Raw genomic sequence first — 19,985 nt, 5'->3', positions numbered from 1 at the left:
CATTACTCCTTAACAAGCGTAGTCATCTTCTCAACTACAGCCTCAACTTCCTCCAAGAGCTGCTTCTCAGCCTTGTTTGGATTGCTCTCTTTTTTGTACTTATAGACAAATACTGGCACTGTGGTACTGTGGAATGCCATGTTTCCTTTGTAGCTTGATATAAATCCTGGAATCTTGCCAGCATCGATCTTGGCGCTTGGACTAACCTTTATCTCAATTGTTCCATCGCCGCCCTTAATCTCTAATACATAGAGGCTATGTGCCTTGGAGCGTAAAAGAGATATTCTAAGAAGGTTATCTGCAGACTCAGGAACTTCACCAAATCTATCGATAAGCTCATCCTTCATATCATCGCATTCCTGCTTGTTCTCAAGGCTTGCGATTCTCTTATATATTTCAAGCTTCTGCTCTTCGTTCATGATGTAGGTATCAGGAATGAAGGCACTTACATCAAGGTCAATATTTGTGTTGATCTCAGCAAGAGTATAATCTCCATCTGGAATCTCATTCTTCTTGATCCTAACAGCTTCGCCTAGCATCTTGCAGTATAGGTCATAACCTACAGCCTGCATATGTCCAGACTGCTTTCTTCCAAGGAGACTACCTGCGCCTCTGATCTCAAGATCTCGCATGGCGATCTTGAAGCCAGAGCCAAGGTCTGTAAACTCTCTGATAGCTGAGAGTCTCTTTTCTGCTACCTCTTTTAACATCTTGTCTCTCTTGTACATAAGGAAAGCATAGGCTGTTCTATTAGATCTTCCTACTCGTCCTCTGAGCTGATAGAGCTGTGAAAGTCCCATCTTATCTGAATCATGAATGATCATGGTGTTAACATTAGGAATATCAAGACCAGTTTCAATGATTGTAGTAGACACGAGTACATCTATAGTTCCATCAATGAAGTCATACATGATCCTTTCAAGCTCAGACTCTTTCATCTGGCCATGGGCAAAGGCAACGTTAGCCTCCGGAACCAGTTTCTGGATCTGTGCAGCCACATCCGCTATGGTGTTGACTCTGTTGTATACGTAATAAACCTGACCGTTTCTTGAAAGCTCTCTTACGATAGCTTCACGGACAAGCTCGTCATTGTACTCCATAACATAGGTCTGAATAGGCATTCTATCATTAGGAGCCTCCTCCAGAACGCTCATCTCACGGATTCCCACAAGGGACATATGAAGAGTTCTAGGAATAGGTGTAGCAGAAAGAGTCAGAACATCGATATTCTCTTTTAATACCTTTAGCTTTTCCTTGTGAGTTACGCCAAATCTCTGCTCCTCATCTACTATGAGAAGGCCAAGGTCCTTGTACTGAACATCCTTAGAAAGAAGTCTGTGGGTTCCGATAACAATATCCACAAGGCCTTTCTTAAGATCTGTTATAGTTCTCTTTTGCTCTGCTGCTGTCCTAAACCTTGACATCAAGTCAACACGTACAGGGAAATCCCTCATACGCTCTGAGAAAGTATTGTAGTGCTGCTGAGCAAGGATAGTGGTTGGAACCAGCACAGCAACCTGCTTGCCATCCTGAACTGCCTTGAAGGCTGCACGGATCGCAATCTCTGTTTTACCAAATCCCACATCGCCGCAGACAAGTCTGTCCATGGGCTTAGAGGATTCCATATCTCTTTTTGTATCTTCGATGGCAGTGAGCTGGTCCTCTGTCTCCTGATATGGGAAGGCATCCTCAAACTCCTGCTGCCATACATTATCTTTACTAAACTGATACCCCTGTGCCTGCTGCCTCTTGGCATAAAGCTCTACAAGATCCTGGGCAACCTCTTCTACTGCTGCCTTGACCTTGCTCTTAGTGTGACTCCAATCACCACTTCCAAGCTTATTGAGCTTGGGCTTGTGGGTTCTCTCGTTATCATCTCCGCCAGAAGCGTATTTCTGGATAACTCCAAGGCCTGTAGCAAGAATATAGAGATTGCCGCCATCGCCATACTCCACCTTGATATAATCCTTAACCACGTGGTCTGTCTCGATCTTCTCGATACCTCTATAGATTCCAAGGCCGTGGTCTTCGTGAACTACATAGTCACCGATCTTAAGATCTGCAAAATTAGATATCTTCTCGCCCTGATAAGCGCTCTTTTTCTTTTTGCGCTTCTTAACATGCTCTGTGAAAATATCTGACTCAGCAATTACAGCAAACTTGATATCAGGATACTCAAAGCCCTTAAGGATCCTGCCGTAGTAGGTCATGATCTCACCAGGCTTTAACACTCTTCCTGGGTCTTCACTATAAAATGCTGTAACAAGATTATCTCTAAGGTCCTCAACAATTCTCTTTGCTCTTGTTCTAGAGCCAGAGAGGATCAGTACTCTGTATCCCTGTTTAACATAATTCTTTAAGTCTTTTACCAGTGCATCAAAGCTGTTGTTGTAAGGGGCAACGCTCCTTGTCTTGATGTCCCAGCTCTTTTCAGGTGAAAAGATATTCTGACTCTTGGGAAGCTGAAGAGTAGACAGGATAACTCGTCTTCCGTTCTCCATTCTGGCTACGCAGTTATCTGTACTGTATAAAAGTCCCATCTGCCCTGGGAGAACATAGCCCTTCTCTGCTCTGTGGGTCATGCTCTCTCTGAACTCAGCCTCTATCGCCATAGCATGCTCTGCTACTCGGCCAGGCTCGTCAATAAAAATGCAGCTCTTTCCCTTTGGGAACATTTCCTGCATGGTTACGGTATCTTCATAGAAGTATCTGATATAGCTCTCTAGATTAACTGTTGTCTTAAGTTCAAAGAGCTGCTCTCTAAGTTCCTCAGTCTGAGTCTTTAACTGATGGGCTTCTTTGGTCTTGAACTCACTTCTAAGAGTTTCAACGCATCTGTCAGTCTCTTCCTGAATTCTCTCCATGCCTTCTTCAAGTCTCTTTTCATCCAGAATGATCTCAGATGCTGGATAAATCTCAATGGATTCAAGCTTTTCAAGAGATCTCTGGGAAAGAATGTCAAAGCTTCGGATTGACTGAATCTCATCTCCCCAGAGCTCAATTCTGTATGGATTTTCCTCTGTAAGATCAAAGACATCCACAATATCTCCGCGGACAGAAAACTCACCAGGTCCTTCAACCTGATAGTTCTTGGTATAGCCCATGGTTATGAGCTTTTTGGAAATCTCTAATTCATCGATAGGCTTGTGCTTATCAATAGACAGGATATTCTCTTTTATGATCTCTGGGCGGATCTGTGGTGCCATAAGGGCAGAAAAGGTCGTAACAACAGTAACAGGTCTTCCTTCGATAAGTCTTCGCATGCACCTGATACGCTGTCTTACGATTTCATTACTATGAACATCAGCCTGATAGAAAATAAGGTCTTTGGCTGGGTAGACTGTTACATTTCTGTCGTAGAACTTGTAGTCTTCGTAGATCTCTTTTGCTCTGAGATCAGAATATGTAACGATGATCCTATACTTAAAGTCTGCGCCAAGACTATCGATGAAGTGGAGCTTTTGAGAATCAACGCATCCAGTAACTTCGGCGCAGGCAAAAGGTTTTTCAAGATATTTATTTATCTCTTCGAATTCTTTTAATTCATGTAAAGGAGTAGTGATAGCTCTCATTAATTATTTACCGTTAAAATCATTCATGGCGCTGTCTACACCGGTTGAGATGATCTCCTCTACGGCGTTTACAGCTTTGTTAATGCCTTCTTTGATAGAGACTGCGTCTTCTCCCTGGAAGTGTCCAAGGACCCAGTCCACCATGTCGTATTCCTTTGGTCTCTTGCCAACACCAACTCTCACGCGGTTAAACTCGCTGTGTCCAAGCTGAGCGATGATACTCTTAAGACCGTTATGACCGCCGGCACTTCCCTTTGGTCTGACTCTTATCTTTCCTACATCAAGATCTACATCATCAGATATGACGATGAGTTCTTCCTTGGAATCAACCTTGAAGTAATCGCAGATTGGTCTGATTGCCTCTCCGCTAAGGTTCATATAGGTAAGTGGCTTAACAAGTATCACTCTTTCGTTTCCTATTCTGCCCTTGCCAAAGGCTGCCTTAAACTTAGTTTCTGTAAGTTCAATTTTGTATTTATCTGAAAGGGCATCTATGGTAGCAAAGCCCACGTTATGTCTTGTTTCAAAATATTTTTTCTCAGGATTTCCAAGTCCCGCTATTACATACATCTTTCCTGTTTCCTCTTCTCTTTTGCCAAAAAGCTTTGTAAATAATCCCCACATAACTCCTCCAAAAATTTGGACATAGAAATAAAATGGAGCCTAGAAAGTTTAATTCTAAGCCCCATTAATTTAACATTATTTTACCTTTGCAACAAGCTAAATTATTAAACTTCTGCCTCTCCTTCAGCAGGCTCTTCTAAAGCTGCTTTGTCATAAGCCTCAAGGATTGTATCCTGAAGGACTTTACGAGTGTCAGAATTGATAGGATGAGCGATATCTCTGTACTCGCCATCTGATGACTTTTTGCTAGGCATTGCAATAAATAAGCCTCTCTCACCCTCAATCACCTTGATATCATGAACTACGAATTCATTATCAAATGTAACTGATACAACTGCTCTCATCTTACCCTGCTTAGTTACTTTGCGTACTCTTACGTCTGTTATCTTCATTTTTTAACCCCCTCTTTGGTTAATTAGACTTGGTTGTTAGATTACGTATCTTTCATTGTTCTCTACTACGATCTTTATGCCGTTTTCTTCTTTGTAGTAGGAGTTAGCCTGGATAGTTCCATGACTCTCAACAATGCAGTTTTCTATATGAGAATTGTCTCCGATGTATACATCATTCAGTATGATTGAATTTTTGATGTAACAGTTATTCCCTACAAAAGCCCCCTTAAATATGACGGAATCTTCTATTGCACCATTTATTATGCATCCACTGGAGATCAAACTATTTTTGATGCTCACACCTACGTTATACTTGGCTGGTGGAAGATCAACTACCTTGGTGTATATACCAGGATACTCGCGGAAGAAATACTGTCTTACTTCTGGTTTAAGGAAATCCATGTTGGTCCTGAAATAATCCTCAACAGAAGCGATGTTGTTCCAATATTCCTTGATCTTGTATCCGTATATTCTCTTCATATCCTTGTATCTGACAAGAATATCTCGAACGAAGTCGTATCTTTCTTCCTCTTCAGCTCTTTCAATAAGTTCGATCAGCTGTCTTCGTCTGATGACATATATACCACAGGAGATTGTATTGGACCTTGATACCACAGGTTTTTCTTCGAATTCCTCGATCCTGCTCTCTTCATTCATCCTGATAGTACCAAATCTCTCGGTATCTATACTTGCCGGCATATCCTTACAAACTACTGTGATGTCAGCCTGCTTCTGAATATGATACTCAAGGAGCTTGCCGTAATCCATCTTGTAAACGCAGTCTCCGGAAGTAATGATCACATATGGCTCGTGGCAGCTGCGTAGGAAATCAAGGTTTTGCGCAATGGCATCTGCAGTTCCTCTGTACCACAAATTTCCTGAAGCCTTAACAGCCGGGGTAAAGACATATAGACCACCCTGCTTACGGCCGAAGTCCCACCACTTGGAAGAACTAAGGTGTGAATTAAGACTTCCTGCATTGTACTGGGTAAACACTGCAACCGTCTGTATATGTGAGTTAGTCATATTGCTAAGCGCAAAATCAATGCTTCTATAAAAACCAGCCACAGGCATAGCGCAAACCGCTCTTTTCTTGGAGAGCTCATGCATCCTGCTGCTACTTCCGCCCGCTAAGATAATTCCAATCGCTCTCATGCCTCATCACCTGCCTTCTCTAATGTCCTACCGCTATCGAGAACTCCATTTGGATAATCTTCCAGAACAGTGATACCTGAAATCATTGTATTCTTTCCAATCTGTACATTGTCAGGAATAACTGACTTCTCGCCGACAGTGCAGAGACCTTCGCAATAGATGCTTGGCTTGGTCTCATTTTCTTTTTCCTCAAAGGCTCCGATCTGAACACCATTTCCAATCTTTACCTTCTCGGCAACGATACCTTTTTCTATGTTACAGCCTTCACCGATCTCCGTCTCATTCATGATAATAGAGTGGCTGACTACTGTATCTTTTCCTATCTTTACGCCAGGGCCTATGACTGAGTTGTATACCTTACCGTATATCTCACATCCCTCGCCTACGATACTTCTCTCAATAGCACTTTCTGGTCCAAGGTACTGAGGCGGCTGAACATCGCTTGATGTAAAGATCTTCCAATACTCCTCATAGAGATTGAACTCAGGAACTATATCAATGAGCTCCATGTTTGCCTGCCAGTAAGAAGTAAGTGTTCCTACATCCTTCCAGTATCCATCGAACTCATAAGCATAAAGAGATTTACCCTGCTCCTTACAATAAGGAATAATATGCTTACCAAAATCAAGACCAGCCTGATCTTTATTCTGGATAAGTGCCTGCTTCAAAACATCCCATGAGAAAATGTAGATACCCATAGAAGCAAGATTACTACGTGGATGTTCTGGTTTTTCCTCAAAGTCTACGATCTTCTTGTCGTCGTCAGTGATCATGATACCGAATCTGCTGGCCTCTTCCATAGGTACAGGCATAACAGCGATAGTAGCATCAGCATGACTTGCCTTGTGAAAATCGAGCATAGTTTCATAATCCATCTTATATATATGATCACCGGAAAGGATCAGAACATAATCTGGATTATAATTTTCCATATATTCTAGGTTCTGGTAAATTGCATTAGCAGTACCGGTATACCATTCACTATTTGAACTTTTTTCATATGGAGGAAGTACTGTTACTCCACCAAAGTTTCGGTCCAAATCCCATGGAATACCAATGCCAATGTGAGAATTGAGTCGGAGCGGACGATACTGTGTAAGAACACCAACAGTGTCTACTCCAGAATTGATGCAATTGCTAAGTGGGAAATCTATGATCCTATACTTTCCCCCAAATGAAACTGCGGGCTTTGCCATTTTAGCTGTCAAAACTCCCAGTCTGCTGCCCTGGCCCCCTGCCAGCAGCATGGCGATCATCTCTTTTTTTATCATGTTTCACCTCGTTGCATTTTTACGCCATTATAGTCAAGTAACTTTGATACACCATACATGCTTTTACATGTCTCAGAAAATCGCTTCTTTCATATATTAAAGTATAACATAAAGAATTCATTAAAAAAACACAATTTAGATATTTATGTCTACACAATATCATAAACTATTTTACAAAGGGCTTTTTGACATTGATGGAAATAGTGTTAGAATATAATGCGTTATACTTTACAATGATACTAATGAATCGAGGATTGTTATGTACACAATTGATTTTGATAAACCGGTCCATGTCTACTTCATGGGAATCGGCGGAATTTCCATGAGCGGACTTGCCAGCATATTAATAGAAAGAAAATTCAAAGTTTCAGGTTCTGATTCAAAAAAATCTGCAATGACTGAAAATCTTGAGAACCAGGGCGTTACTATTCTTTATGGTCAGAAGGCTGAAAACATCGAAAAGATGCAGCCTATAGACGTAGTTGTTTATACTGCGGCTGTTCATCCTGATAACCCAGAATTTGTTGCTGCCAAGAATGCAGGTATCCCAATGCTCACAAGAGCTGAACTTCTTGGACAGATCATGAAGCAATATGGTCTTCCAATCGCAATCAGCGGAACACACGGTAAAACTACTACAACATCAATGCTTTCAAAGATTCTTTTAGAGGCTGACACAGATCCTACTCTTTCAATCGGCGGAGTATTCAAGGATATCGGAGGCAACATCAGAGTTGGTAAGTCAGAGTACTTTGTAACAGAGGCTTGTGAGTACACTAACAGTTTCCTTAGCTTTTTCCCTAAGATCAGTGTTATTTCTAATATAGACGCTGATCACCTTGATTTCTTCAAAGACATTGATGACATCAGACATTCATTTAGGAAATTTGCTGAGCTCCTTCCAGCAGACGGAAGCCTTATTATTAACGGCGACATAGACAATCTTTCATATATTACTGACGGACTTAAGTGCAGCATCATCACTTACGGTTCAACATCTGATTGTGACTTCTATCCAACAGATATTACTTACGATGATCACGGTAACCCTGCTTTCAAGGCTCATCTCAAAGATGGCAGTGTTCTTGACATTAAGCTTGCTGTTCCAGGTATCCACAACGTATATAATGCTTTGGCAGCAATTGCTGTTTCTACTATATTAGATATAGATAAAGAGCATGTAGTCACAGCCCTTAGTCTCTTCGGCGGAACAAGCAGACGTTTCGAGTACAAGGGTGAGATTCACGGCGTAACTATCATCGACGATTACGCTCACCACCCAACAGAGATAAAGGCTACTCTTACAGCAGCTCAGAATTATCCACACGGCAAGATCTGGTGTGTATTCCAGCCACATACCTACACCAGGACCAAAGCTCTTATGAACGAGTTTGCAGAAGCTCTTTCACTTGCAGATCACGTTATCCTTGCTGATATCTACGCTGCAAGAGAGACTGACAACCTTGGAATCAGCTCACGTACTCTCAGAGACAAGATCATTGAACTTGGACATGAGTGTAATTATTTTCCAACTTATGAAAACTTTGCTGAAATTGAAAAATTCCTTTTGCAAAATTGCACTAAAGGAGATTTGTTGATAACCATGGGTGCCGGAGATGTTGTTAAAATCGGTAATGAACTCTTAGGTCAGTAACACTTATCCACATATCCACTTTTTGAAATGGATTTATGTAAATCAATCTCGGTGGATAACAGCCAAAAAATTGTCACTTATTTTTGAAATCATAAGTGCCGATGGTTTGGCTGTTTTTTTATTTGTTATATCAATTAATCCACATTATCCACATTGTCCACAATGTTTCACAAAACGTGAAACACCGCACCAGTGCTGGATTTCTTCGTTACTTTTACCCATATCTTTTACATTTTTTGTGTGGTAAGATTTGAATTGTTCTGAGGAACATAAAAAGAAGTGACCGACGATGGTACTTAAAAATGTTCTCGGATAATTTGTAAAGCAGGTGATAAAAGTATATGATGGGGCGAGTAACTATTAGTCATAATTTGGGGGAGGATTCTACCAATGTTTCCAATATTTTCATTGATGAATACATGCAGGACGCCAATGATGCGCAGATCAAGATTTACTTATTTTTACTGCGTATGATGAGCGCCAATCTGCCAACCAGCGTTTCAGCATTGGCAGATAAATTTAATCATACTGAGAAGGACGTAATTCGCGCCCTCAAATACTGGGAAAAGAAAGAGCTTATCAGTCTTGAGTATGATGTTTCCGGTAACCTCACCGGAATCCATATGGAAGACATTGTTGCTCCACAGAACCTTGGACGTAGAAAGAACGACACTGTTCTTAGAACTGTTTCATCTCATAGAGAAAGCAGCTTTGAGGATCACAAGGAAGAGCTTCCTGAAGTTGTCGCACCTAGCAAGCCAAAGTATTCTGCAGCTCAGCTTCGTGCTTTCAAGCAGACAGAAGGTGCAAACATTGTATTCCTTGCCGAGCAGTATTTTGGAAGACCTCTTGCTTCTACTGAGATGCTCACTTTGTACTACATCCATGATGAGCTCAAGTTCTCAGATGATCTTTTGGACTATCTGATGCAGTATTGCGTCGATAATCATAAAACTGATTTCAGGTATGTTGAGAAGGTAGCATTATCCTGGAGTCAGGAAGGCATCAAAACGCCAAAACAGGCACGCGCGGAAATCTACAAACATGATCCTGAAGTCATCAGTATCATGAAAGCCTTGGGAATGGACAACAGTCCTACTGAGAAGGAGGGGAACTTCATCAGCTCGTGGCGAGGGGAGTTGGGATTTTCGATGGATATCATTGCAGAAGCCTGCGACCGCACTGTTATGGCAACCCAGAAGAATCGCTTGAAATACTGTGATAGCATTCTTCGCAGCTGGCATGAGAAAAAGGTTGAAACTAGGGAGGATATTGCCAGATTAGATGCTGATTTCACCGCTGATCTCAAGAAAAAGAGATCAATGGCTTCTGTATCATCCATCAATAGTAAACTCCGCTCTGACGAATCATATATTCGCCAAAGCGGCAACCAGAACCGCTTCAATCAGTTCCAGCAAAATACATATAATTTTGCTGAACTAGAAGAAAAGCTTCTGGACAACTAACTCTTATAGGATTGGGGAATCTTGTAAGAGCCACATAAAAGTTAAGCCCTGTACTTTTGGTTTGGCGGCGGCATTTGCCTTCCCCAAAGCACGTACAGGGCATACTTTTGTGATTTGCACATTAGCATTTAAGGAGATCACTATGCCATTAACAAATGCACAATATGATCAGATAATGCATGAATATGAAGAAAGACGCGCCTTGCACAGACAGGAGCTTGAAGAGAGACAACGCTATGTCTATGAAAATGTTCCTGGCTACAAAGATCTTGAAGATCAGACAGCTACAGCAAGCGTAACTTTTGGTAAAAGACTTCTTTCAGGAGAGCGCCTTGATAGATCAGCCCTTAGGCAGGAACTGGCTGAGCTTGCAAGACAAAAGCTCCTTCTTTTAACTGAAGCCGGCTTCTCTTCTGATTATCTTGATATGGGTTATACCTGTCAGGACTGCAAGGATACCGGTTATATAGGTAATGAGAAATGTCATTGTTTCAAACAAAAGATCATTGAAACTCTCTATGATAAATCAAATCTTAAGATGCTTACCAAAACTGCTAACTTTAAGCTCATGTCTGATAAATATTATCAGGGCGAAGACTTAAAGAGATTTCATGGTGCAGTTAATGCTGCTGAAGATTTTATTAATAATTTTAACTCTGACTACCAAAATCTATTCATTTATGGTACAGTTGGTACTGGCAAATCTTTCCTGTCAACTTGTATTGCAAATGAACTCCTTAAAAAGGGACATTCTGTAATATATTTCAGTTCCACAGGATTATTTGAACTACTGGCCGAGAACTCTTTCGACTATCGTAACAAGCAAGAACTTCGGAGCATATATGATGACCTTTATGGATGTGAGCTTCTCATTATCGATGACCTCGGTACTGAGCGCACCAATTCATTCGTTGCTTCTGAGCTTTTCTCTTGCCTAAATGAAAGAGACATTAGAAAGAAAGCCACTATAATTACCACTAATCTTTCTCTTGAAGAATTGCAAATGACTTATTCAGACAGAATCTTTTCAAGAGTCACAAGTAATTACAAGCTCTTGAAATTATCTGGTCAGGATATTCGTAAAATAAAGAAGATTGCAAGAAAAGAAAGCGAGGATTTTCAGTAATGCCAAAAAGAGAAGAGAAACGTAATCTGGAGACAATTCCTGTTGGTTCCTTAGGAATTATCCCTCTTAAGGGTGTAAAGTCTCTAGCAGAGAAAGTCGATTACTATCTCGTAAAATGGAGAGCAGAAAGAGAAAATGAGCACAAAGGAAGCTTAGCTTTTACAGGTTATGAGCGTCCTTCTTATATCTTAGATGCAGATGTTCCAAGATTTGGAACTGGTGAAGCTAAGGGTGTTATCAAGACTTCTGTTCGTGGCGATGACTTATATCTTTTAGTTGATGTTTGTAACTATTCACAGACCTATTCTCTATTTGGACAGGAAAATCATATGTCTCCTGATGATCACTATCAGGATCTCAAAAGAATTATTGCTGCCGTAGGTGGTAAGGCCAGAAGAATCACAGTTATCATGCCTTTCCTCTATGAGTCAAGACAGCACAAGAGAAGCTCAAGAGAATCTCTTGACTGCGCTATTGCTCTTCAGGAGCTCGTGAATATGGGTGTTGATAATATCATCACTTTCGATGCTCACGATCCTAGAGTACAGAATGCTATTCCACTTAACGGTTTTGAAACCGTTCGTACAACATATCAGTTTATTAAGGCTCTTCTTAGAAACGTTTGGGACCTCAAGATCGATTCAGATCACATGATGGTCATCTCTCCAGATGAAGGAGGAATGGGTCGTGCAATCTACCTTGCCAGCGTACTTGGTCTCGATGTAGGAATGTTCTACAAGAGACGTGACTACACACAGGTTGTTGATGGACGTAATCCTATCGTTTCACATGAGTTCCTTGGAACAAGTGTTGAAGGCAAGTCAGTTATCATCGTTGACGATATGATCTCATCTGGAGAGAGCATGATTGACGTAGCTAGAGCTCTTAAAGAGCGTAAAGCTGCTAGAATCTATGCATTCTCAACATTTGGTTTATTCACAAGTGGACTTGAGATCTTTGATAAAGCTTATGAAGAAGGAATCATCGACAGAGTCCTTACTACAAACCTTGTATATCAGACTCCAGAACTTCTTTCTCGCGAATGGTATATCAGCTGCGATATGAGTAAGTACATTGCTTACCTTATCGATACTCTTAACCACGATGCATCAATCAGCGATCTTCTTAATCCTGTTGAGCGTATCAACAACATTATTGAGCGTTACAACAGCGGAGAGCTCAAGGCATCTCTCGAAGCAGAGAAAAAGCTTTGATTCACTAAACTTAATGGCATTATTAAAGCCGAGATTCAGATTTGAATCCCGGCTTTTTTCTTTATGTTATCCACAAAATTATTCAAATAGTGATTTGATTTCCACAAGTGAATCCAGTTTTTTAAACAGTTTTCCTGATAGCTCTTCGTCTGGCTGCGTAAGATCCGGAACCATAATGACATTACATCCAGCATCATAAGCGCTTGTAACACCATTTGGTGAATCCTCAACTGCAAAGGTCTCACTCGGATCAAGCCCTAGCTCCTTGCATGCAAACGCATAGATATCTGGCGCAGGCTTTCCTTTTTCCACCATATTGGCACATATGATCTTGTCAAAGTATCCAAAGAGATCGATCTTTTTTAGATACCTCTCTGCCCTTGGATATTCATTGGCTGTAACAAGAGCTGTGAAAATTCCATTTTTACGAAGCCAGGTAAGTATCTCCTTGGCACCAGGCTTAAGTGGTATTCCATGCTCCCTTACAAGCTCTTCCACAAGTCCTCTTCTGTACTCACGAACTTCAAAGTAGTCAAGATCTTCTCCAAACCACTCCTTGAACTGAAGAGGTGCAAACGGTCTTCCAAGTGACCTGAGGCTAAGAGTCATCTCTTTTGTCATCTCATGTCCAAAGTGGGCCATTGCCTTAGGCCAAGCCTGCTGATAGTACTTCTCAGTATCTGTCAGAGTGCCATCCATATCAAAAAGAACTGCCTTAATGTCTTTCCCAATCATTTTCATACCTCTCGCAGAACCTGGCAGAAAAAGAAGGCTCCTCATTACCAATATTTAGATGCGTAACATCTCCGCATCTAAGTGTCCTAAAGCTGACAAAGCCCTTCTGACGTTCTTCTGTGGCAACCATAGTAACTGATGTAGGCGCTGTGGCCATTGACTGGAACATTACAAATGGTGATATATTCCACAAATGTGACAGTAAGACCGATGTTATTCCATAGTGGCAAAAGAACGCTATTGTCTTATCGTTACCATTCTCTGTCTTGTAGATAAGTCCGTCTCTTACATATCCATACTCAGCAAGAAGCTTATCAAAAGACTCTACGGTATAGTCATACTTTATGACTGCATCTGATGCTTTAGCAATCTCAGAATCTCTCCAGGCTATTCTATCCAGTAATTCTGGATGCTCATTATAATAGGCTGGAAGAAGATCCCATATTATCCTCTTTTCATACTTTCCAGTCTCTTTATTAATAACAAGCTCATTCTCATAAGCCATTCTTGCTGTCTCACTTAAGTTTGGATCAAACTTCGCAGGAAATTCCATGAGCCAGTCATAGGTCTTTCCGCTCTTGCCAAGCTTGTCCATACTATACTTAGCTGTTGCCTGGGCTCTTCCAAGAGGAGAGAGATAGATATCATCTATCTTGTATCTCTCTATATCCTCTGATAAAAGAGTTGCCTCTACCTTACCTTTATCCGTGAGATTGTCATGTGCATAATCAGGATCTCCATGCCTGATAAAAATAAGTTTCATTTCAAACTACTCCCTTAGCCCTGAAGTCCTGCTGACTGACGGATCATATCCTCTACTACAATGTCATAGATCTCGCCTACTGTATTGCAGTATTCGAGCACCTTCCATGGCTCATTTGTATGGAAATGGATCTTAACAAGATCCTCATCACCAGCTGCAATAAGTGAATTGCCCTCAAAATGAGCAGTGATATAATCTGCTATCTCATCTTCATCAAGATTCTTATCTCTTCTGTCAATGAGAAGCTGTGTGTCATATCTGTAGGCAAACTGATCGTCTTCTGCATCAATGCTGTGTATTGGCTCCATCTTTGGTCCTCCCTTTGCTGAATGATTAAATTCCCTTAAAGCTCATTGTAAACTCAAGCTTCTTGTCATTTGGAAGCAGGAATTCTGGATGAGTCTTAGCTCCCCAGCTGTCATCACCTGCGATACCCATCTGAACAAGGCTACATCTAACGATTGTCTTGAATACTCTAGGGAGCTCATAAGGATGCTGTGCAGCCTCAAGCTCATCTGGAGTATATGGAAGAGCGCTGAAGTTCATTGAATCTGGAGCTTCAAATAACAATCCTCTTCCCTTTCTATCTGTGATTTTAGCCCATCTAACGTCAGTTCTGTTGCCTGTTTCCTGAGGAACAAGATAGTTCTCCATGGCATCAGTAGTTGTTGTCTTGAAAATACCAAGCTTTGCTCCGCGATTTCTATCGACGTAGTTCTCCTCTGGGCCATTTCCATAGTACTCAACGTCCTTAAAGTCTGGGTTAAATCTGAACATCATACCAAATTCTGGCATTGGAGTAAGTCCCTTAACTGGCTCGTACTCCTCCTTGATCCATACTCTTCCATCGCCTGTTACTGTATATGTCACAAGAACAGAAGATGCTGGAGTTGTAGGAAGATAATACTTAAATGTAAGGCTTACGCTGTTTTTCTCTTCATTGATGATAGGATACTGGCTCCTGTCCTCAGGTGTTCCATTTACATAACCATTGCTCTCTTCTTTTACGATCTTTGTTGTAAGATATGAGCTGGCAACCTTCCACTGAGCATATCTCTGTGGCATATCATTACCCATATCATTATCAACAGGTGCTCTCCAGAAGTTTGGTCTTGGAAGGGCTTCGATCAGCTCTTTTCCTGCATAGTTATAGGATACAAGGCCTCTATCTCTTGCAAAAAGAACTGAGAAATGATTTCCCTTTACACCAACATTGTAAAGTCCTTTAACTACTGTAAGAGGAGCGCATGAAACATAAGTTGAAGCTGACTTTCTAAATACTCCCTGACCAAATGCTACTTCATGTCCAGCCTCTGCCCAAGATGTCTTGTCACGAAGTCTGAATGATACTGTTACAACATACTCATCAAGAGGGAATGGTCCGTTCTCATCAAATACACCAGTTGGCATAACCGCCATCTTAGCTCTGATCTCTTCAGGAAGCTCATACTCTTTTTCTGTAAGTGGCTCAACATTTGTAGCCATGAGCTTCTCTGCAATCTTCTTGCCGTCTCTCTCAAGGATCACTACGCAGTTATATTCATTAGAATTTGTGAAAAGATTTCTGTTGATAACCTTTACTTTATCTGATGAAACAATTACCTCCAGGCCCTGATAGTTGAACTTAACGTCCTGCATCTTGGCGTATGGCTGACGCAGGCTATCTACGATACCATTTCCACTGAAGTTATAGTCTGTAGGTCTCTCGCCAAAATCTCCGCCATATGCCTGATACTCTTCGCCAAAGCAGTTCTTGGTCCTGATTGCCTGATCTACATAATCCCAGATAAATCCGCCCTGATAACGAGGCTCTCTGTTTGCAAGATCAGTGTATTTGAACATACCACCAATAGAGTTTGCCATTGAGTGTGTGTACTCACAGCAGATATATGGCTTGTCATCATGTTCCTTAAGGAACTTCTCAATGCTCTCTACTGAAGGATACATCTGGCTTTCCATATCACTTGTGTCATTGTAGGTTCTATCATGACAAACACCTTCATAGTGAACAAGTCTGTCTGGATCAAGTTTTCTAAACAGGTTGCTCATCTCAAACGGAACCTTTCCACCATGAGACTCGTTACCAATTGACCAGATGAGAACTGAAGGATGGTTCTTATCAAGCTGATATGTTGTATTTACTCTATCAAGCATTGCAGCCATGCAATCTTCCCTGCTGCCGGGAAGTGTCATCTCTACCTGCTTTTCTCTAGGGAATCCAGCCCAGCTTCCGTGAGTCTCCATGTTATTTTCTGCGATCATGTAAAGGCCATAGATATCGCAAAGTTCATAGAGACGGGCTGAGTTCTGGTAATGACTTGTTCTGATAGCGTTGATATTATTCTTTTTCATTGTGATGATATCCTTAAGGGTATCATCATCAGAAACTACTCTACCTACATCACATGAGAATTCGTGTCTGTTTACGCCCTTAAATACGATTCTCTTACCATTGATGAGCATAAGCCCGTCCTTCATCTCAAAGCGGCGGAATCCTACGTTCTGTCTAATAACCTCAGTATTTTCTCCTGAAGCATTATTTACATGTAAAAGAAGCTGATAAAGCTGTGGGTCTTCAGCGCTCCAAAGAATAGGATCCATAACCTTTTCAGAAATCACAACTTCTTCTGCGTTATTAACTGTTCCCTTAACAACAGGGTGATTATTTCTAAGAAGCACATAGTCTGTTGTACCTGTGCTCTTACCAAGCTTAAGTGTTACTTCAAGCTCAGCCTCTGTAAACTCGTCATTTAAGATAGTTTTGACCTTGAGGTCCTCAAGATGCGCATCTGGCACAAGTCTTAAGAATACATTTCTGTAGATACCTGAGAATCTAAAGAAATCCTGGTCCTCCATCCAGCTGCCTGCAGTCCACTTAAATACCTGAACAGCCAACTTATTAAGACCACTCTTTATATATGGAGTAAGGTCGAATTCTGATGGTGTGAAAGTATCCTCGCTGTAACCCACATAGCTTCCATTAAGCCAAAGAGCATATCCGCTTTCCACGCCGTCAAATACTACATGTACTTCTTTTCCCTCCCAATTGGCAGGAAGTTCAAAATACTTAACATAGCTTGCCACTGGATTGAACTTCTCAGGAACCTCGCCAAGCCAGATGTCCTCGTGTCCATCCCATGGATACTGAGTGTTGATATATGCTGGAATATCATAACCTTCCATCTGAATGTGAGCTGGCACATGAATATCATCCCAGATATTGCAGTTATAATCTTCCTTTTCAAAGCCAGGAATTACTGAGCCATAATTTCTGGCATAGTGAAATTTCCAAAGTCCATTAAGTGAAAGTTCAAGTGAGCTTACGCCCTCTGTTAATTCATCATCTGAACCATATGCTCTATGATCTGAATGAGCTGGTAGCACTCCTTCCTTGAAAAATTCGGGGTTCTTTACATTTTGATAGTTAAAGCTTCCCATAAGTTAATCCTCCGTAATATATGTAATAAAATGATTACCGTTATTTTCAAATAACTCCTCGGAATCCTTCATTCCGTACTTGTAGACCTGACCTGTTTTTGGATCAAGTAATACTGTATTGAGTTCATTGAATCCCAGGATCAGCATAGCATCTCCGTTGTTCAAAAGAGCCATAACAGGAATATCCTGATTAACATAATAGAGCATAGCTGATAATGGGCATTTATCAAGGTCCAGGACCTTTGCTTCTGCCAGGGAGCTCTGCAAAATAGTCATCGCTCCCGCGCCGCTCTCTAACATACCTTCTACATCTCGGTTCGTTCCATTAAACTGTAATATCAGATCAAGACATACTGCCACAGGGCTATTTGATGTCATGTCATCATAACTCTCTGCATTTCGAGTGATTGCCATTATCTGATTTGATCTTGAGAGATTACCCTTAACCCAAACATATCTATTATTATCTCCCAATACAATGCCTGAAGCATCGTAAGCATCAAGTACTGCACTTGAAGGATCAGAATAAATTCTTACGTCTCCATCAAGATCATAAACATAATAGAATGGATTGCTGTCAGGATTTCTTTCTATATCAACAACAACATTCCTATCTCCCTCAAACAGAGTCTGATAAGGAGTCAAAACTCTAAGCTGCTTGGTCTTGATCTCATTCTTGGTCGTGATCTGAACTATCTTTTCAAATACATCAACAGAAGCCACGGTAACTACATTGCTGCCGCCATGAACTTCAAGTGTGTTCATGATCTGATCATCATAGGTGCTCTCATATTCTGTACCTTCTGCATTCTTGACCACTCTGCTGATCTTAAGCTGATTGTCGTTTATTGTTATTCCGGTTATGTAAACTCCATCAGGGCTATAATTCTCAAGAACATTTCCTTCTACATCAACGATCCTAAGTGAATACATTGCATAGATCGGATTACCCATCTGATCGTTTAATACATCATCAGAGTGAACAACTCCATAGATAAGGTCCTCTCCCATGAATCCCAAAAGGATTATGAAATCACCTTTTTCTGCCTCAATCTCAGACACCGCTCTGGTGTTGAGGTTCATCACATTAAGGCTCTTTAAGTCGCTGCTCTGCCATGCGATAACTCTTTTTGAATCTGATATCTTGTACTGTCCTGCGCCTATATCATCTACAACAGACTTGGATTCCTTATCAATAAGGTCTATCTCATAGATATTCTGATCAAGCATGCAGTAAAAGATATTACTATTGCTCACATAGGCAAGCTCATCAATATAGCTTGTGAGGATCTCCGCGCTCCTTGTACTCTCGATAAATGCTTCCTCTTCAACTGAATTTAAAGAGGCATTGTAATCGTAAACCGCGATTCCCACTCTGCCTTCATGCAGGCCTCTATTCATGTAACCTGCAACTGCAAACTTTACATTTCCAGCTTCATCCACATTTAATATCTTGATAACGTGTCTGTTCCATCTAGTCCTGATATCATCATTATCTGTATCATAAAAGCCAAACAGATAAGCAAGCTTATTTTCTGCATGGTTAAAGGAATACAACCTGTTCTGGCTCACAAAAGCAAAGGTACTTCCACTGCTGCTCTCTACAAGTTCAATATCAGGATCTGATATTCCAAGGTTGATGGTATTAGAACCTATTGAATATGAGCTTGAGTCGAAGATATAGTCCATCGTTCTTTCATAGTTTAAAAGATATATTCTGTCCGATGTAAATCTGACTCTAAAATATTCGCACACATTGTATGTTTTGGTGACCGAACTATCCTTTAATGTAACTCTATACTGTAGTTCAAAGCTTCCTGTCTGGCCATGAATATCTGTCACATACACATCCGGGGTTGTGTGTTTTGTGATATTAAGATCTCCCCATGTAACCTGATTAAAACTACTATGAATATCTACTTTACTAAAGGTTGTGTTATCACCTTCTGAATTAGACTCAAGATATTTAGAGTATTCCTTAGCCTCAGTCTTATTGAAGGTAGCATTTGAAAAACCAAGTACAAAGGAAAGTTCTTCATCGAGATTGTATCTGCTGTCATCCTCTGTCCACACAAATCTCGTATAATACTTGGCTTTTCCACTATTTGTTTCCATAACAAACACAAGAACATATTCATTTCCAGGTGTGATCAGGTCTTTTATCTGGATAGTTCCTGTAATAGCATCACTTGACTCTACATAGTCAGTAATACTTGTATTCTCGACGAGTCCCTTGCCGTCTATACTCCTGACTTCAAAGCTGATATTCCAAACAGTCTCTCCAAAGGTATTGATCTTGTATTTAAGAGTTCTATCCTGACCAATCGGGAACACAGAGCCTCTCTGGTAGTTAACGTCAACATCTGAAAGATATCCGTGCATAGGGTTAACTTCCTGATCTCCGTTAATAAGAGTTACTACAGGAAGGGTCGCTGAAGGCATCTTGGCAGTCATGTCAGCATTATCCCCATTGGAAAGCTTGCTGATGACAAAAAGCGCAAGAACAAACACCAAAATTGCGTATACAGTTTTTAATATTGTTAATTTTACTGATCTTTCGCGCATAATTGACTTT

14 protein-coding genes are annotated in these 19,985 nt (G+C 40.9%); 4 read left to right on the top strand and 10 right to left on the bottom strand.

Annotated elements, in window-relative coordinates; all coding sequences use genetic code 11:
* Positions 1 to 2: 2 nt before the first annotated feature.
* The 5 genes from mfd to BUA02_RS12605 form a co-directional block, all read right to left on the bottom strand.
* Entirely contained in the window at positions 3 to 3,572 is a 3,570-nt protein-coding gene (mfd, locus tag BUA02_RS12625) for a transcription-repair coupling factor (protein WP_072704737.1), read from the bottom strand.
* Positions 3,573 to 3,575: 3 nt separating this feature from the next.
* Entirely contained in the window at positions 3,576 to 4,196 is a 621-nt protein-coding gene (pth, locus tag BUA02_RS12620; protein ID WP_278300759.1) for an aminoacyl-tRNA hydrolase, read from the bottom strand.
* Positions 4,197 to 4,300: 104 nt separating this feature from the next.
* Complete coding sequence (gene spoVG / locus BUA02_RS12615) at positions 4,301 to 4,588, bottom strand: septation regulator SpoVG (protein ID WP_071177131.1); 288 nt, start codon at positions 4,586 to 4,588, stop codon at positions 4,301 to 4,303.
* A 36-nt stretch (positions 4,589 to 4,624) separates the two neighbouring features.
* Positions 4,625 to 5,743 carry a glucose-1-phosphate adenylyltransferase subunit GlgD gene (gene glgD / locus BUA02_RS12610; RefSeq protein ID WP_071177132.1) on the bottom strand — a complete coding sequence of 373 codons (1,119 nt, stop codon included), beginning with the start codon at positions 5,741 to 5,743 and terminating at the stop codon, positions 4,625 to 4,627.
* The gene (locus BUA02_RS12605) at positions 5,740 to 7,014 is read right to left on the bottom strand and encodes a glucose-1-phosphate adenylyltransferase (RefSeq protein WP_072704734.1); all 1,275 of its coding nucleotides are present in this window, start codon (positions 7,012 to 7,014) and stop codon (positions 5,740 to 5,742) included. Before BUA02_RS12605 ends, glgD begins: the two co-directional genes overlap by 4 nt.
* Before the next feature lie 259 nt (positions 7,015 to 7,273).
* Here BUA02_RS12605 and murC point away from each other — a divergent pair, with 259 nt between their 5' ends.
* The 4 genes from murC (at position 7,274) to BUA02_RS12585 (ending at position 12,474) form a co-directional block, all read left to right on the top strand.
* Complete coding sequence (murC, locus tag BUA02_RS12600) at positions 7,274 to 8,668, top strand: UDP-N-acetylmuramate--L-alanine ligase (RefSeq protein ID WP_072704731.1); 1,395 nt, start codon at positions 7,274 to 7,276, stop codon at positions 8,666 to 8,668.
* Positions 8,669 to 9,009: 341 nt separating this feature from the next.
* Positions 9,010 to 10,134, top strand: a complete 1,125-nt coding sequence (locus BUA02_RS12595) for a DnaD domain protein (RefSeq protein ID WP_083385996.1) — start codon at positions 9,010 to 9,012, stop codon at positions 10,132 to 10,134.
* Between the two features lie 142 nt (positions 10,135 to 10,276).
* Entirely contained in the window at positions 10,277 to 11,260 is a 984-nt protein-coding gene (locus BUA02_RS12590; RefSeq protein ID WP_072704728.1) for an ATP-binding protein, read from the top strand.
* Entirely contained in the window at positions 11,260 to 12,474 is a 1,215-nt protein-coding gene (locus BUA02_RS12585) for a ribose-phosphate pyrophosphokinase (RefSeq protein ID WP_071177136.1), read from the top strand. The genes BUA02_RS12590 and BUA02_RS12585 overlap by 1 nt, the downstream gene beginning before the upstream one ends.
* A 78-nt stretch (positions 12,475 to 12,552) precedes the next feature.
* On the opposite strand, the gene BUA02_RS12580 is transcribed toward BUA02_RS12585, so the two are convergent.
* From BUA02_RS12580 to BUA02_RS12560, 5 genes are read right to left on the bottom strand one after another with little or no spacing between them, the layout of a single operon-like run.
* On the bottom strand, positions 12,553 to 13,209 hold the full coding sequence (locus BUA02_RS12580) for an HAD family hydrolase (RefSeq protein WP_083572764.1): 657 nt from the start codon (positions 13,207 to 13,209) through the stop codon (positions 12,553 to 12,555).
* Positions 13,190 to 13,972, bottom strand: coding sequence for a histidine phosphatase family protein (locus BUA02_RS12575; RefSeq protein ID WP_072704721.1), 783 nt, complete (start codon positions 13,970 to 13,972; stop codon positions 13,190 to 13,192). Before BUA02_RS12575 ends, BUA02_RS12580 begins: the two co-directional genes overlap by 20 nt.
* Positions 13,973 to 13,986: 14 nt before the next feature.
* A complete protein-coding gene (locus BUA02_RS12570) occupies positions 13,987 to 14,280 on the bottom strand; it encodes a hypothetical protein (protein WP_072704718.1) in 294 nt (97 codons plus the stop codon).
* A gap of 25 nt (positions 14,281 to 14,305) precedes the next feature.
* Positions 14,306 to 17,410 carry a beta-galactosidase, LacZ type gene (lacZ, locus tag BUA02_RS12565; RefSeq protein ID WP_072704715.1) on the bottom strand — a complete coding sequence of 1,035 codons (3,105 nt, stop codon included), beginning with the start codon at positions 17,408 to 17,410 and terminating at the stop codon, positions 14,306 to 14,308.
* Positions 17,411 to 17,413: 3 nt separating this feature from the next.
* A complete protein-coding gene (locus BUA02_RS12560) occupies positions 17,414 to 19,975 on the bottom strand; it encodes a hypothetical protein (RefSeq protein WP_072704712.1) in 2,562 nt (853 codons plus the stop codon).
* Positions 19,976 to 19,985: the final 10 nt, after the last annotated feature.

The organism is Butyrivibrio hungatei DSM 14810, from assembly GCF_900143205.1.
Lineage (GTDB): Bacteria > Bacillota > Clostridia > Lachnospirales > Lachnospiraceae > Butyrivibrio > Butyrivibrio hungatei.
This window is presented reverse-complemented; position numbering and strand designations above follow the sequence as displayed.

Bases quoted from the DNA above. Each gene is read 5' to 3' on its own strand.
- mfd (WP_072704737.1), bottom strand. From the start codon at position 3,572: ATGAGAGCTATCACTACTCCTTTACATGAATTAAAAGAATTCGAAGAG.
- pth (WP_278300759.1), bottom strand. From the start codon at position 4,196: ATGTGGGGATTATTTACAAAGCTTTTTGGCAAAAGAGAAGAGGAAACA.
- spoVG (WP_071177131.1), bottom strand. From the start codon at position 4,588: ATGAAGATAACAGACGTAAGAGTACGCAAAGTAACTAAGCAGGGTAAG.
- glgD (WP_071177132.1), bottom strand. From the start codon at position 5,743: ATGAGAGCGATTGGAATTATCTTAGCGGGCGGAAGTAGCAGCAGGATG.
- BUA02_RS12605 (WP_072704734.1), bottom strand. From the start codon at position 7,014: ATGATAAAAAAAGAGATGATCGCCATGCTGCTGGCAGGGGGCCAGGGC.
- murC (WP_072704731.1), top strand. From the start codon at position 7,274: ATGTACACAATTGATTTTGATAAACCGGTCCATGTCTACTTCATGGGA.
- BUA02_RS12595 (WP_083385996.1), top strand. From the start codon at position 9,010: ATGATGGGGCGAGTAACTATTAGTCATAATTTGGGGGAGGATTCTACC.
- BUA02_RS12590 (WP_072704728.1), top strand. From the start codon at position 10,277: ATGCCATTAACAAATGCACAATATGATCAGATAATGCATGAATATGAA.
- BUA02_RS12585 (WP_071177136.1), top strand. From the start codon at position 11,260: ATGCCAAAAAGAGAAGAGAAACGTAATCTGGAGACAATTCCTGTTGGT.
- BUA02_RS12580 (WP_083572764.1), bottom strand. From the start codon at position 13,209: ATGATTGGGAAAGACATTAAGGCAGTTCTTTTTGATATGGATGGCACT.
- BUA02_RS12575 (WP_072704721.1), bottom strand. From the start codon at position 13,972: ATGAAACTTATTTTTATCAGGCATGGAGATCCTGATTATGCACATGAC.
- BUA02_RS12570 (WP_072704718.1), bottom strand. From the start codon at position 14,280: ATGGAGCCAATACACAGCATTGATGCAGAAGACGATCAGTTTGCCTAC.
- lacZ (WP_072704715.1), bottom strand. From the start codon at position 17,410: ATGGGAAGCTTTAACTATCAAAATGTAAAGAACCCCGAATTTTTCAAG.
- BUA02_RS12560 (WP_072704712.1), bottom strand. From the start codon at position 19,975: ATGCGCGAAAGATCAGTAAAATTAACAATATTAAAAACTGTATACGCA.